14 protein-coding genes are annotated in these 14495 nt (G+C 65.4%); 4 read left to right on the top strand and 10 right to left on the bottom strand.

The genetic code is table 11. The annotated features are described in order from the left end of the window. Genes CH306_RS19400 through CH306_RS19390 form a run of 3 tightly spaced genes read right to left on the bottom strand, consistent with a single transcriptional unit; the run spans position 1 to position 2871 of the window. Positions 1 to 1110 carry a sensor histidine kinase gene (locus CH306_RS19400; RefSeq protein WP_094647800.1) on the bottom strand — a complete coding sequence of 370 codons (1110 nt, stop codon included), beginning with the start codon at positions 1108 to 1110 and terminating at the stop codon, positions 1 to 3. 46 nt (positions 1111 to 1156) lie between these two features. Beyond that, positions 1157 to 1960 carry an ABC transporter permease gene (locus CH306_RS19395; protein WP_094647583.1) on the bottom strand — a complete coding sequence of 268 codons (804 nt, stop codon included), beginning with the start codon at positions 1958 to 1960 and terminating at the stop codon, positions 1157 to 1159. Further along, positions 1957 to 2871 (bottom strand): ABC transporter ATP-binding protein, encoded by a 915-nt coding sequence (locus CH306_RS19390; RefSeq protein ID WP_094647581.1) that lies wholly within the window; start codon positions 2869 to 2871, stop codon positions 1957 to 1959. Before CH306_RS19390 ends, CH306_RS19395 begins: the two co-directional genes overlap by 4 nt. Positions 2872 to 2999: 128 nt before the next feature. On the opposite strand from CH306_RS19390, the gene CH306_RS29785 reads away from it, so the two are divergent. Further along, the gene (locus tag CH306_RS29785; RefSeq protein WP_373453982.1) at positions 3000 to 5063 is read left to right on the top strand and encodes a TPM domain-containing protein; all 2064 of its coding nucleotides are present in this window, start codon (positions 3000 to 3002) and stop codon (positions 5061 to 5063) included. A gap of 70 nt (positions 5064 to 5133) precedes the next feature. Here CH306_RS29785 and CH306_RS19380 read toward each other — a convergent pair whose 3' ends face one another. Next, the gene (locus tag CH306_RS19380; RefSeq protein ID WP_032379159.1) at positions 5134 to 6519 is read right to left on the bottom strand and encodes a glycine--tRNA ligase; all 1386 of its coding nucleotides are present in this window, start codon (positions 6517 to 6519) and stop codon (positions 5134 to 5136) included. Positions 6520 to 6702: 183 nt separating this feature from the next. Here CH306_RS19380 and CH306_RS19375 point away from each other — a divergent pair, with 183 nt between their 5' ends. Then, on the top strand, positions 6703 to 7164 hold the full coding sequence (locus CH306_RS19375; protein WP_306436624.1) for an ArsR/SmtB family transcription factor: 462 nt from the start codon (positions 6703 to 6705) through the stop codon (positions 7162 to 7164). Further along, positions 7161 to 7601, top strand: a complete 441-nt coding sequence (locus CH306_RS19370) for a Fur family transcriptional regulator (RefSeq protein WP_094631107.1) — start codon at positions 7161 to 7163, stop codon at positions 7599 to 7601. Before CH306_RS19375 ends, CH306_RS19370 begins: the two co-directional genes overlap by 4 nt. A 6-nt stretch (positions 7602 to 7607) precedes the next feature. Here the strand turns inward: CH306_RS19370 and CH306_RS19365 are convergent, their stop codons facing one another. From CH306_RS19365 to recO, 4 genes are read right to left on the bottom strand one after another with little or no spacing between them, the layout of a single operon-like run. Beyond that, positions 7608 to 8600, bottom strand: a complete 993-nt coding sequence (locus tag CH306_RS19365; RefSeq protein WP_082073669.1) for an iron-siderophore ABC transporter substrate-binding protein — start codon at positions 8598 to 8600, stop codon at positions 7608 to 7610. 50 nt (positions 8601 to 8650) lie between these two features. Continuing rightward, complete coding sequence (locus CH306_RS19360; RefSeq protein ID WP_045194679.1) at positions 8651 to 9070, bottom strand: hypothetical protein; 420 nt, start codon at positions 9068 to 9070, stop codon at positions 8651 to 8653. Continuing rightward, positions 9063 to 9881, bottom strand: a complete 819-nt coding sequence (locus tag CH306_RS19355) for an isoprenyl transferase (protein ID WP_045194677.1) — start codon at positions 9879 to 9881, stop codon at positions 9063 to 9065. The genes CH306_RS19360 and CH306_RS19355 overlap by 8 nt, the downstream gene beginning before the upstream one ends. Continuing rightward, positions 9838 to 10671 (bottom strand): DNA repair protein RecO, encoded by an 834-nt coding sequence (gene recO, locus CH306_RS19350; protein WP_008715506.1) that lies wholly within the window; start codon positions 10669 to 10671, stop codon positions 9838 to 9840. The genes CH306_RS19355 and recO overlap by 44 nt, the downstream gene beginning before the upstream one ends. A 72-nt stretch (positions 10672 to 10743) precedes the next feature. Between recO and CH306_RS19345 the strand changes: the two genes are divergently transcribed. Beyond that, positions 10744 to 12150, top strand: a complete 1407-nt coding sequence (locus tag CH306_RS19345; protein ID WP_094647796.1) for an amidase — start codon at positions 10744 to 10746, stop codon at positions 12148 to 12150. Between the two features lie 56 nt (positions 12151 to 12206). On the opposite strand, the gene era is transcribed toward CH306_RS19345, so the two are convergent. Beyond that, entirely contained in the window at positions 12207 to 13121 is a 915-nt protein-coding gene (era, locus tag CH306_RS19340; protein ID WP_094647579.1) for a GTPase Era, read from the bottom strand. Between the two features lie 17 nt (positions 13122 to 13138). After that, positions 13139 to 14461 carry a hemolysin family protein gene (locus tag CH306_RS19335; RefSeq protein WP_032394542.1) on the bottom strand — a complete coding sequence of 441 codons (1323 nt, stop codon included), beginning with the start codon at positions 14459 to 14461 and terminating at the stop codon, positions 13139 to 13141. Positions 14462 to 14495: the final 34 nt, after the last annotated feature.

The raw sequence follows: 14495 nt of genomic DNA, 5'->3' as shown, positions 1-14495 counted from the left end.
CTATTCACCGTGTACCTCCACCCTGAAACCACCGGTCGGCACCCGGGCGATCGTCAGTGCACCACCCGCGGTGGCCACTCGTTCTCCCAGACCCCGCAGACCGTTGCCGCCGGAATCCTTGTCTGCCGGTCCCACTCCGTCGTCGACGATGGAGATGGTCGACGCCGTCAGCGTCACTCGGCAATGTCGTGCGCTCGAGTGGCGGACCACATTGGTCACCGCCTCCCGGATCACCCAACCGAACAGTTCTCGATGTCGCAGTGGCACCACGTCGGCGTCATCGGGAAGTTCGGCATCGATTCCCGCAGCGGTCAATGCGGTTCGTGCACTGGCCAACTCGGATCCGATGTCGACCTGTCGCATGCCCCCGACGGTGCTGCGCACATCGGCAAGTGCTTGCCGGGCAAGGGTTTCCAGTTCGGCGATCTCGACGGCCGCTCGGGCGGGGTCGATCTCGATGAGCCTGCCGGCCAGTTCGCTCTTGACGGTGATGACTGTCAGGGAATGACCGAGGATGTCGTGCACATCCCGGCTCATGCGCTCGCGTTCGGCCACGATGGCCAGGTCTGCCAATTGTTGCCTGGCGACGGCCAATTCGTGATTGCGCTGGAAGACCTGAGTGATTCCCCATGCCGCGGCCGCGCTGATGAGCAGCTGGAAGGCGAAGAAGTTGTCGCGCTCCCAGGAATCGACGAAGCGTGGAGCCGCTTCGACGATCACCACCATCGCCGCCACCAACGCCCAGGCCTGCCGGACCGGCAGGGTCATCATCGCCAGCACCGCTATGTAGACGGTCGCGCCGAAACCGGTGGTACCGACCAAGGCACTCATCGCGAAAGTCAGGGCCACCATCACCCCGAGCGCGATCCATGCCTGCGACGTCGGCAGTGGATGTCCTCGGCGGTGTCCGTTGCGGAAACGCCAGAAGGTGGATGTGAACACGACACCGAAGCCGAGAATCACGACGATCCCGAAGACCCGGGCCGGCACGGATTCCAGAGACAGAATCTCGTTCAACGGATAGATCAGATAGATGAGCCAGATGGCTCCGAACATCCAGCCGTACCGCCAGACCCGGCCCTCGGGGAGATCGGCGGTGAACGTGGTCATGTCGCCCACGGTATCCCTGTGGGCGACACGATCAGTGGTTTCGGTCTCAGGCACGCTTGGTGTCTCTCCGGAACAGCATCGCCGCGCCTGTGACGAAGATCGTCGCCCAGACCACCAGATTGATCACGGCGATCAGCAACGTTCCGGTTTCGGTCCCGGCGAACGCGGCCCGGGACACGGTGGCCAAGCCGTAGAGCGGGGTGAACTGGGCCAACATCGGGAACCATCCGCTGTCACCGAGGGGAACGAAGAGTCCGCCTGCCAGCGCCAGGAACGCGAGCACGGGTCCGAGGATCTGCATCACGTTCTCCGAGGGCAGCAGGTAGCCCATGAACAGTCCGAACGCGGCGAACACCGCCGAGCCGATCCAGCCGATCAGGCCGCTGGCGATCCACACCCAGATCGGCATGTCCGCCCCGAGGAACTTCGCGACGACGAACACCACCACGATCGAGGCCGCGCCCATCGTCATGGCCACGAGCACCTTGGTGACGATGTAGGCGACGGGCCTGAGCGGCGTCAGGCGAAGCTGTCGGCTCCACCCCTGTGCCCGCTCGACCGATACCATCGCTCCCCCGCTGGTCGTTGCCAGCATCGCTCCGTAGACGGCCATGCTGATGGCGATGTAACCGGTGACGTTGCCGTGCGCAAAGGGATAGTCGGTGCGGTAGTCCGACTGCGTGCCGAAGATGACGAAGAACACCGGCGGCATGACCAACGTGAAGATCAGCGTGCGCTTGTTTCGGAACAGTCTGCGGATTTCGAGTCCGAGGAACGTGGTCGAGAATCCGCCCCAGGCAACGGCTCTGCCAGATGTGCGGGTGGTTGTGGACTGCGTGGTCGTGGTCATCGGATGCTCCCGGCGAGGTTGTTTTCGGAGTCGGTGGTCAGGGCGAGGAATGCGTCCTCGAGGTTGCGCGAGACGATTTCGAGATCGGTCGCGTGTGCGTCGTTGAGCAGGTACCGGGCCACCGCGTCGGAGTCGCGTCCGTGGACGATCACCTTGTCGCCACGCGTGTCGACGCGGTCCACTCCCGGCAGAGCCAGCAGCACCGACTGGTCGACGCCGGGCAGCGTGGCGGTGACGGTGCGCCCTGCCGCCAGGTTCTTCACCTCGGCGGCGCTGCCGTCGGCGACGATCTTGCCGTGCCGCACCAGCACGATGCGGTCCGCGTACGCGTCGGCCTCGTCGAGGTAGTGCGTTGCGAACAGCACCGTTCGGCCGGTGCTGGCGTCCTGGCGAATGGCGTTCCAGAAGTCGCGACGTCCTTCGACGTCCATTCCGGTGGTCGGCTCGTCGAGCACCAGCAGGTCCGGATCGGGTAGCAGTGCCAGCGCGAATCGCAGTCGCTGCTGCTGTCCGCCGGAGCATTTGGCCACTCGGCGATCTCCGATGTCGGCGATGCCGGCCCGGGTGAGGACTTCCTTCACCGACCGTGTGCGGGCGAACAGTGCCGACGTCAATTCGACGGTTTCTCGGACGGTCAGGTCGCGAAGCAGACCGCCGGTCTGCATGACGGCCGAGATGCGGCCCTGGGCGATCGCGTCCGCGGGTGTTCCCCCGAACACCGACACCGACCCGGTGGTGGGTGTCGCCAGGCCGAGCATCATGTCGATGGTGGTCGTCTTTCCCGCTCCGTTCGGTCCGAGAAATGCGACGACCTCGCCCGGTTCGATGGACAGGCTGAGCCCGTCGACCGCCCGGACCGAGCCGTAGGTCTTGGTGACGTTTCGCAGTTCGACTGCCTTCGTTGTGGTCATGGGAATCACTCTGCTGCGATCGAGCAGCGTCGACCTCGTTCGAGCGTCACGATTGCGAGGTGACAACTGTCATGCATCCACATCGACCTGCTCGATCTCCTCGCCGCCCAGCCGGTAGATTTCAGCGCATGGCAGTCCAGCACCGGCGGCACAGCAGCGCCACAGTCGTTCGAAAGTCAGCCGCCCGAAGCTCGGTCCATCGATTTCGTCGTCTCGCCGCCGTGGGTGCCCTGACCCTGTTCGCGGCCATCCTGCTCGCGCCGGGGGTCGCCTCAGCAGAGGCTCCGTCGCGCCTGCCCACGCAGATCACCGACAACGTCCAGGCACTCGACCCCGACTCGATGGCCGAGGTACAGACCTCCGTCGACGACCTCTACGGCAGCAGCCAGCTTCGGTTGTGGGTCACGTACGTCGCGGACTTCGACAACATGTCGGCGGCGAGCTGGGCCGAGCAGACTGCATCGAGGAGCGATCTCGGGCAGCGCGACGTTCTGCTCGCGGTGGCGACCGTGGACCGTTCGTACTACCTCGGTGTGAACACCGGACTGTCGCAGATCACCTCGTCCGAGCAGGAAGATATTCGGGTCAATGACGTCGAACCCGCACTGCGCGAAGAAGATTGGTCCGGTGCGGCCATCGCAGCAGCGGGTGCGCTCGGCGACGCGTATGCCTCGAGCGGCAGCGGCGGCTCGTCCGCACCCCTGCTGATCGGCGTCGGCGTACTGGCCGTGGCCGGTGGCGGAGCCGTCGTCTACTCGTCGCGGCGCAAGAAGGCCCGCGTCGCCGCCGAGGTCGAGGCCGTGGCGAAGATCGACCCGAGCGATCCGGCCGCACTGGCCGCCTTCCCCATCGACGTACTCGACACCCGTGCCAAGGAAATCCTGGTCGAGACCGACAATGCAGTACGCGCCAGCGAAGAGGAATTGAACCTCGCTCGTGGAGAGTTCGGAGATTCTGCGGCCGCACCCTTCATCGCCGCCCACGACAACGCCAAACGGGCCCTCGCGTCCGCCTTCGAGATCCGCCAACGCCTCGACGACGCCATTCCGGAAACTCCCGATCAGCGTCGCGCGATGCTCGTCGAGATCATCTCCTCCTGTGGCCAGGCCGATCGCGAACTCGATTCGCGGGTGGAGGAATTCGACGGGTTCCGCGATCTCGTGATGAACGCAGACGCCTACCTCGACGAGCTGACCCAGGCGGTCGTCGGCTTGACGGTGAGAATTCCGCAATCCGAGTCGGTTCTCGCGCAGCTGCATTCGGAATTCGCCGCCTCCGCCCTGGCCTCGATCGCAGACAACGTCACGATGGCCAAGGACCGAATGGCACTGGCCGAGGACAACATCGAGGCCGGCCGCAAGGCGGCAGCACTCCCGCCCGGTAAGCAGGGACCTGCTGTGACCGCCATTCGAACGGCCGAACGAGCCGTCGATCAGGCCAAGACCCTGCTCGACGGCGTCGACCATGCGCGAGACGACATCCGGCATGCCATCGCCACCCTGCCCGACGCCATCGCGGACGTTCGCCGCGACATCGAGCAGGCGCGTGGTTTGGCCGAACACGGTGGGGCCGAACTGCAATCGGCCATGACGGCGGCGCAGGCGGCTCTGAAGAACGCCGAGACGGCGCAGTCCTCGGACCCTCTCGGCAGTTACACCGCGCTCGCGGCGGCCGACGCCGAACTCGAGAAGATCGTCGACGAGGCCTCGGCGGACAAGGCTGCCGAGGACCAACTGCGGGCCCGTCTGGATCGCGATATCGCGGCCGCTCAGGCGCAGATCACCGCGGCCGCGGACTACATCTCGACCCGCCGTGGCGGTGTGGGGGCCGACGCCAGAACGCGCCTGTCCGAGGCCGAACGCCACCTCGGCGCGGCTCGGCAGCTGGGCCAGGACAACCCCGACGAAGCCCTCAAGCATGCTCACGCTGCCAGCCAATTGGCCTCGCGCGCATCGCAGATCGCCCAGTCCGATGTCCAGAACTGGGAGAATCGTCACGGTCCTCGCGGCGGCGGCAGCGGCGGCGGCAACATCGCCGGCGCAGTGCTCGGCGGCATTCTGATCAACAGTGTGCTTCGCGGCGGCGGGGGTGGCGGAGGCTTCGGTGGCGGATTCGGCGGCGGCGGGGGCTTCGGCGGAGGCGGCGGAGGCGGCGGTGGCGGCGGATTCGGTGGTGGTGGCGGCCGCTTCTGACCCACCCCTCGACAGCCGACAGGGCCCGATCTCATCGCGAGATCGGGCCCTGTCGGGTGAGTGAGGTCCTTTACGCGCCGATCAAACGGGAGGCGATGTAGCCCTCGACCTGATCGAGTGCCACGCGTTCCTGCGCCATCGTGTCGCGCTCGCGGATGGTGACTGCGTGGTCGTCGAGGGTGTCGAAGTCGACGGTGATGCAGAACGGGGTGCCGATCTCGTCCTGTCGACGGTAACGGCGACCGATGGCTCCGGCATCGTCGAATTCGACGTTCCAGTACTGACGCAGTTGCTGCGCAAGGTCTTTCGCCTTGGGCGTCAGGTCTGCGTTACGCGAGAGCGGAAGCACCGCGACCTTCACCGGTGCCAGGCGACGATCGAGCTTGAGCACGACGCGCTTGTCGACGCCGCCCTTGGCGTTGGGGGCCTCGTCCTCGGTGTACGCGTCGACGAGGAACGCCATCAGCGAACGCGTCAGACCGGCCGCAGGCTCGATGACGTACGGGGTGTAGCGGGTGTCGGTGGCCTGCTCGTAGTAACTCAGGTCCTGGCCCGACGCCTTGGAGTGCACCGAGAGGTCGTAGTCGGTGCGGTTCGCCACGCCCTCCAACTCGCCCCACGCACTGCCCTGGAAGCCGAACTTGTACTCGATGTCGACGGTGCGCTTGGAGTAGTGCGACAACTTTTCCTTGGCGTGCTCGTAGAGCCGCAGGTTCTCCGGATCGATACCGAGATCGGTGTACCACTTCATGCGGTAGTCGATCCAGTACTGATGCCACTCGTCGTCCTCGCCGGGCTTGACGAAGAATTCCATCTCCATCTGCTCGAACTCACGGGTGCGGAAGATGAAGTTTCCCGGAGTGATCTCGTTGCGGAAGCTCTTACCGATCTGGCCGATGCCGAACGGTGGCTTCTTGCGCGAGGTGGTCAGCACGTTGGCGAAGTTGACGAAGATGCCCTGTGCGGTCTCGGGACGCAGGTAATGCAGGCCCTCTTCGTTGTCGACCGGGCCGAGGAAGGTCTTGAGCAGACCCGAGAATGCACGCGGTTCGGTCCAGGAGCCGGGTTCACCGGTTTCCGGGTCGCGGATGTCGGCGAGGCCGTTCTCCGGCGGGTGGCCGTGCTTCTCCTCGTAGGCCTCGATGAGGTGATCGGCGCGGTACCGCTTGTGCGTGTGCAGCGACTCCACCAGCGGGTCGGAGAACGTCTCGACGTGGCCCGACGCCTCCCACACCTGCCGGGGCAGGATCACCGAGGAGTCCAGCCCGACGGTGTCGTCGCGGCTGGTGATCATGTTGCGCCACCACTGCTTCTTGATGTTCTCCTTGAGCTCGACGCCCAGCGGGCCGTAGTCCCAGGCCGACTTGGTACCGCCGTAGATCTCGCCGCACGGGTAGACGAGGCCTCTGCGCTTGGCGAGGTTGGCGACGGTTTCGACTTTGGACTTGGGTGCCACTGGCGGAGCTCTCCATCTTCGGTTACATCGTGTAAGAGGTGACGGGCGGTTTTCGCCCTGATCAGACTATCTGGCTCGGCGGGCTAAACCGAACAGCGGTCGGGTGCGGAAGTTGACATGCGCACCTGTGCATATCACAATGAATACGATTTGCAATAACAACTACTGCACTAACCTGGTGTCATGACGTCGCTCGTGCAGGGAGAGTCCGCCGACAACGAACCGGCGACCGAAGGAGCCGCAACCGTGTCCACGGATTCGACAGTGGAAGCAAGTTCGACCCACCGGCAGGACCCGGAGCACCCGTTGCACTCCGGCGATCCGTTCGCCGCCGCTCCCCCGGCTCACATCCCGCCGAAGGAGACTCTGACCGCGGCGGGCGACATCCTCCGGGCACTCGCGGCCCCGGTGCGCATCGCCATCGTGCTGCAGCTGCGTGAGTCCGAGCGGTGCGTACACGAACTCGTCGTCGCCCTCGGCGTCACGCAACCGTTGATCAGCCAGCACCTTCGAGTGCTCAAGGCAGCGGGTGTGGTGCGCGGAGAACGCAACGGACGCGAGGTCCTGTACCGATTGGTCGACGATCACCTCTCCCATATCGTCGTCGACGCCGTGGCCCACGCCGAGGAAGGCCGGAACCTGTGACCGACAAGTCCACCGACACCGCGACATCGCGACGACCCGTCGTCGTCGGAGTGCGGGCCACCAAGCAGCGCAGTGCCATCTCCGATCTGCTCGACACCATCGAGGAGTTCAAGTCCGCACAGGATCTGCACGACGAATTGCGCAAGCGCGGTGAGGGTATCGGGCTCACCACGGTGTATCGGACACTGCAGACCTTGGCCGACGCCGGGACGGTCGACGTTCTGCGCACCGACAACGGCGAGTCGGTCTACCGGCGCTGCTCCTCCGGACATCACCATCACCTGGTGTGTCGCTCGTGCGGTTTCACCGTAGAGGTGGAAGGCCCCACCGTCGAGAAGTGGTCGCAGAGCGTCGCCGAATCCAACGGCTTCAGCGACGTGAGCCACACGATCGAGATCTTCGGCACCTGCAGTCAGTGCACCGCAGCCCCCCAGTGATTCCGCTCAGGCGACGACCTCTGCGATGCGAGGTACCAACGCGTCGATGGCGAACGGAATCGACAGCACCGAGTTGTACGTGATCGCTCCACGCTGATCGGTGGACAACGGCACGATCGCATCGCGCCGAGCAGCATCGAGAGTTCCGAAGATCGGGTTCTCCGCCACCACGTCGATGTCGGCACCGGTACCGAGATAGAGCACCAGGTCCGCATCGAGCATCGAAATGTTCTCGGACGAGACCGGAACGAAGAAGTTGGTGCCGTCGTCCTGGGCGCGGATCGATTCCGGGACCTCGAAGCCCAGTGAGGTGACGAATGTGCCGCGGGCATCACCGGGCAGATATGCGCCGAACTGGCCGTCGTACGGAAGCACCACTGCTGCAGTCTTGCCCGCGAACTCCGGATGTTCGTTTCGAACCTGCTCGAGCGCGGCGTCGGTCTGCGCGTTCAACTGCTCACCGCGGTCGCGTTCACCCATCGCGCGAGCGATGGTGTCGGTGGCAACCTCACGATCGACGGCATAGGCAGCAGATCCTGCAGGTCGGGCGACCGTCGGCGCGATGCCGCTGAGCCTGTCGTACGTCGCCTCGTCGAAACCCGCGTTGAGTCCGGTGATGAGATCCGGCGCCAGCGAGGCGATCAGCTCGAAGTTAGGCTCGGACTCCGAGCCCAGCAGCGTCAACGGCGCGTCACCGACCAACTCGTCGGTCCAGGGACCGAGTCCGGTCTCGTAGAACGTGTACCCGGTGTTCCCGACGGGAACGGTGCCGAGCGCGATGACGGCATCGGCGTCGGACACCCCGAGGGTGACGATGCGCGTGGGCTTCTCGGCGATGGTCGTGCTGCCGTAGATGTGGTCGATGACAACCGGGAACGCACCGTCCGCCGACTGCGTCGCCGTGTCGACGTCGTCGGTGGTCGAACAGGCCGTCACGGCCGCACCGAGGGTGATCACCGCCACCACTACCGTGAGCATTCGGGTCCACCGCACAGTCATCGCATCCACCTCTACTAGAAACTAAGTACAGGCAAACCTTAGCTGACGAGTCAGGGAAGTAGGCCCTCACGCGCCTTCTCGACTCCGGCGAGCACCAGAATGAGCATCGTCAACATCGCCTCGTCGTCCAGACCGTTCGCGGGAAAGGTGTAGCGCAACAACACATCCGCGAGCTTGCCGTGGGTGTTGACCGAGATCGCGCCGAATTGCGAGTCCGCATTGCGGTCGGCAACTTTCTTGTGCAGAGCCGGCTTCAGCGGCCGGTCCCAAGCCAAGACCGCGGTGAGCGAGAGCACCTCGAGTTCGGGCGAGAGTCGAACGGCACGCAGCGAGCACAGAGCGCCCGCGTAGTCGAAACCGAGAGATCCCTCGTCGCCGAGTGTCACCGTCGCGAACTGCGAGAGCGCCAACTGGGCGCGGGCCTGCAACGAAAGCCCCTCGTCCGGCGTCCCGTTCGCGTCCTCACTCATACTTGACTCCACCGAATCGTCGGTCCCGCGAGGCGTATTCGATACACGCCTCCCACAGATCCCGACGGTCGAAATCCGGGAAGAGCTTCTTCTGGAACACGAACTCCGCGTACGCCGACTGCCACAGCAGGAAGTTCGACGTCCGCTGCTCCCCCGACGGACGCAGGAACAGATCCACGTCCGGCATGTCCGCCTCGTCGAGGTACTTGGCGACGGTGGCCTCGGTGATCTTCTCCGGGTTCAGCTTGCCCGCGGCCACCTGTCGAGCGATTTCCCTTGTGGCATCGGCAATCTCGGCTCGGCCGCCGTAGTTGACGCACATCGTCAAGGTCATCACGGTGTTACGTTTCGTCAACTCCTCGGCAACCTCGAGTTCCTTGATGACACTGCCCCACAACCTCGGGCGACGGCCGGCCCAGCGAACCCGGACGCCCATCTCGTTCATCTCGTCGCGTCGACGACGAATGACGTCCCGGTTGAAGCCCATCAGGAACTTGACCTCGTCGGGACTGCGCTTCCAGTTCTCCGTCGAGAATGCGTACGCGGACAACCACTGCACACCGATCTCGATGCAGCCACAGACGGCGTCCATCAGTACCGCTTCGCCCTGCTCGTGCCCTGCGGTTCGCGGCAATCCACGATCCTGTGCCCACCGACCGTTGCCGTCCATGACCAGAGCAACGTGACGAGGAATCAGTTCCGGCTGCAGGATCGGTGGCCGCGCACCCGAGGGGTGCGGGTCCGGCGGGCGCACCGCCGGCCGTTCGTCAGGCCGGGGTTGCGGCTCGCGTCGTCGAATCACGGTCCCCATCCTGCCCGACGGTGTCGGCGAACACGGAGTCAGGTTGGGCCAGCGGCACCTGGTGCGGGTGCGAGCGTTCGATGAGCGGAAGGGTGCGCAACTGTCGTTCGAGATGCCACTGCAGATGAGCCGCCACCAGGCCACTGGCCTGCTTGCGGACGGCATCGGAGGTGGTGACGGTGTAGTCCCACTCGCCTCGCTCGAGCGCCACCATCAGGTCGAGTACCCCGGTCGACGGCGTCGCCGAGCCCGGCGGTCGGCAATGCACGCACACCGCACCACCGGCAGCGACGTGGAACGCACGGTGCGGCCCCACCGCGGCGCACCGCGCGCAATCGGTCAGTGCGGGTGCCCATCCGGCGAAGCCCATCGCGCGCAGCAGGTATGCGTCGAGCACCAACTCGGGCGGCCGCACGTGTTGGGCAAGAGCACGCAGTGCGCCCACGGTCAGCTGATGCAGGCGCTGCGCGGGAGCGTGTTCCTCACCGGCCAGACGCTCGGCAGTTTCGAGAACCGCACAGCCGGTGGTGTAGCGGCCGTAGTCGGCCACGATGTCTCCACCGAACGCGTCGACCGTGTGCACCTGGGTGACGATGTCGAGGTTGCGTCCCGGATAGAGCAGCACGTCGATGTGCGCAAACGGCTCCAGCCGTGCACCGAACTTGGATTTGGTGCGGCGAACCCCTTTGGCGACCGCCCGCACGATGCCGTTCTCCCTGGTCAACAGCGTGACAATGCGATCGGCCTCGCCCAGCTTGTGCTGGCGCAGGACGACTGCGTTGTCACGGTATGGCCTCACGTCGTCCAGTGTCCCACGCGCGCAGCGGCGGCGACCGTTCCCGCGCTGACGAGAAGTCGATACTGTGCAGGCGTGGATTTCCATCGGTCGACTCTCGTTGCCCAGGCCGCCGCTCTCGCGTCGGGTCGCATCACCTCGGTACAGGCGGTCACCGAATCGCTCGATCGGATCGACCAGAGCCAACCCACACTCAACGCGTTCCGCCTGGTGCGCCGCGACGCCGCCCTCGCCGAGGCCGCCGAAGCGGACCGGCTGCGCGCCGCCGGCACCACCGCTCCCCTGCTCGGCGTTCCCGTTGCCGTCAAGGACGACGTCGACGTCACCGGGGAGCCGACCGCCTTCGGCTGCGCGGGCAACTTTCCACCGGCCACCACGGATTCGGAGGTGGTGCGCAGACTGCGTGCGGCCGGGGCCGTCATCGTCGGAAAGACCAACAGCCCCGAACTCGGCCAATGGCCCTTCACCGGCGGCACCTTCGGGCACACCCGCAATCCATGGGACCGCGAGCGCACCCCCGGCGGCTCCTCGGGTGGGAGCTCTGCCGCAGTGGCTGCCGAATTGGTCTCTGCCGCTCTCGGTTCCGACGGTGCCGGCTCGGTGCGAATTCCGGCCTCCTGGACCAATCTCGTGGGGATCAAGCCGCAACGCGGACGCATCTCGTCGTGGCCGGAGCCCGAGGCGTTCAACGGCATCACCGTCATCGGCCCGCTCGCACGTACCGTGGCCGACGCGGCACTGCTCCTCGACGTGGTCTCGGGTAGTCACGACGGAGATCTCCATCGTCCGAAACCACTGACCGTCTCCGATGCCGTCGGACGCAACCCCGGCTCGCTGCGCATCGCGCTCAGCCTGCGTAAGCCCTTCATCCCGACGCCCGCACCCCTGGACCCCGAGATCGCGGCTGCCGCGTACGAGATGGCCGCGGTGCTGCGACTGCTCGGACATCGAGTGGTCGTCGACGACCCCGCCTACGGAATGCTGTTGGGGCTCAACTTCTTACCCCGCTCGCTGGCCGGTGTGGCGGCCTGGGTGGACCGTCTGCCGGATCCGTCTCTCGCCGACCCGAGGACCCGAGCCAATGCCAGGAGCGGCCGAGCTCTCGCCGGAGCGCCGCTCCGTGCAGCCCGCGCCGCCGAGCCGCGCATCGGGCGTCGTATCGGCCGATTCTTCGACGAGTACGACATCGTGCTCGCCCCGACGACGGCCACCCCACCGCCGCGGATCGAGGCCATCGACGGCATCTCCAATGCCGACACCGATCGGGTGATCACCGAGCACTGTCCCTACACCTGGCCGTGGAACGTGCTTGGCTGGCCGAGCGTCAACGTGCCGGCAGGGTTCACCACCGCCGGCCTTCCGATCGGTCTGCAACTGATGGGCCACGAATCCTCGGAGCCGCTACTGGTGTCGGTGGCCGCTCAGCTCGAGAACGTGTTGCAGTGGCACCGCAAGCGCCCCGATCCCTGGTGGACCAGGTGAGCGAAACTTCGTAGTCTGCTACGAATTGTCGTGCACGTGCGGCGAAGCCGCTCCGGTCAGAAGCCGAGCTTGCCCATCTGCTTCGGGTCGGTCTGCCAGTCCTTCGCGATTTTGACGTGCAGGTCCAGGTAGATTCTGGTGCCGAGTAGCTTCTCGATCTGCAGTCGCGACGCCGTGCCGACCTCTTTGAGTCGCGAACCACCCTTGCCGATGATGATCGCCTTCTGGCTCGATCGCTCCACGTACATGATGGCGTGCACGTCGAGCATGTTGTCGTGACCCTCGCGGGGGGTGACCTCGTCGATGACGACGGCAAGCGAGTGTGGCAGCTCGTCGCGGACGCCTTCGAGCGCGGCCTCACGGATGAGTTCGGCCATGAGGATTTCCTCGGGCTCGTCGGTCAACTCTCCGTCGGGGTAGAACGCCGGGCCCGGGGGGAGCTCGGAGGCCAACAGGTCGACCAGCTTCTCGATCTGTTCGCCCGATTCGGCCGACACCGGAATGACGTGCGAATTCTCACCGAGCATCTTCGACAGCGACATCAGCTGCTGTACGACGCGTTCCTTCTTGACCTTGTCGATCTTGGTCACGATGCCGATGAGCGTCGTCTTGGGCGCGATGTGCCGCACCTGTTCGAGAATCCACCGGTCGCCGGGCCCGATCTTCTCGTCCGCGGGGATGCAGAGTCCGATGACGTCGACCTCGGAGTAGGTGTCCTGCACCAGGTCGTTGAGGCGTTGACCCAGTAGCGTTCTCGGTCGGTGCAGGCCCGGGGTGTCGACCAGGATCAGCTGGGCGTGCTCTCGGTGCACGATGCCGCGGATGGTGTGCCGCGTCGTTTGGGGACGTGAGGACGTGATGGCGATCTTCGATCCCACCAACGCATTGGTCAGTGTGGATTTGCCGGTGTTGGGTCGACCTACGAAACAGACGAATCCGGATCGGAACTCACCGTTGTTCTGCTCTGACACAAGAGCACCTCCAGATTTCAGTGTTGGCGAGTGACGTCCGACGAGTCGTCGTCCTCGGTGGTTTCTTCGTCCGGTTCGAGCTTCTCGACCAGGACCGTGGCAATACGGACGCGCCCCTTCGGGTCGGCTCCACCTTCTCCGCGCAGCAGGAGTCCGTGGGTGATCACCTGCGAACCGGGCAACGGTACTCGGCCGAGTTCGTAGCCGAGGAGTCCACCGACGGTGTCGACTTCCTCGGATTCGATGTCGATACCGAAGATCTCGCCGAGGTCCTCGAGCGGCAACCGCGAGGACAGCCGATAACGTCCGTCGTCCAGTTCCTCGATGGGCGCAACCTCGTCCGAGTCGTATTCGTCGGCTATCTCGCCGACGATTTCCTCGATCACGTCCTCGATGGTCACCAGTCCGGCGATGCCTCCGTACTCGTCGACGAGCAGGGCCATGTGGTTGCGATCGCGCTGCATCTCGGCGAGCAGACTGTCGAGCGCCTTGGAGTCGGGAACGAAGACGGCCGGACGCATCACCTCGGACACCTGCACTCCGCGGCCACCGTCTGTGGAGTGATACGTCTGCTGCACAAGGTCTTTGAGGTAGACGACCCCCACCACGTCGTCCACGTTCTCGCCGATCACCGGGATGCGGGAGTGGCCGCTGCGCACGGCCAACGAAGTGGCCTGTCCTGCTGATTTGTCGGACTCGATCCACACCATCTCGGGGCGCGGAACCATGACCTCACGGGCGGAGGTGTCTCCGAGCTCGAACACCGACTGGATCATCCGCCGTTCGTCGTCGGCCACGACACCGCGCTCGCGGGCCATGTCCACCAGTTCACGCAGTTCGATCTCGGAAGCGAACGGGCCGTTGCGAAATCCCTTACCGGGGGTGATCGCGTTACCGATGAGAATGAGCAGGCGGCTGATCGGCCCGAGGAGCCACCCGAGTGCACGCAGCGGCAGTGCTGCCGCCAACGCGATCGAGTACGCGTTCTGCCGACCGAGGGTTCGCGGACCGACACCGATCACGACGTAACTGACCAACACCATCGCCACCGCGCTGATCACCAGTGCCGTGGTGGAGTCGATCAACTGCGTCAGGCCACCCGCGAGCAACACCGTGCCGCCGATTTCGCACAGAATGCGCAGCAGCACCATCAGGTTGACGTACCGCGGGCGGTCGCCGACCACCACGACGAGGCCGGCGGCACCGGGGCGCTCGTCCTTGACCATGTCGTCGATTCGCGCCCGCGACACCGTGTTCAGCGCGGAATCGACGGCAGCGAACAGGCCTCCGAGAGGCACCAGAAGGACAGCGAACACGATGAGCGCAGCAGCACTGCTCACGCGCTACGACCCCACACTTCCACCTGTTCGACGA

It is taken from the genome of Rhodococcus sp. 15-725-2-2b (assembly GCF_002259075.1).
Taxonomy (GTDB): domain Bacteria; phylum Actinomycetota; class Actinomycetes; order Mycobacteriales; family Mycobacteriaceae; genus Rhodococcoides.
This window is presented reverse-complemented; position numbering and strand designations above follow the sequence as displayed.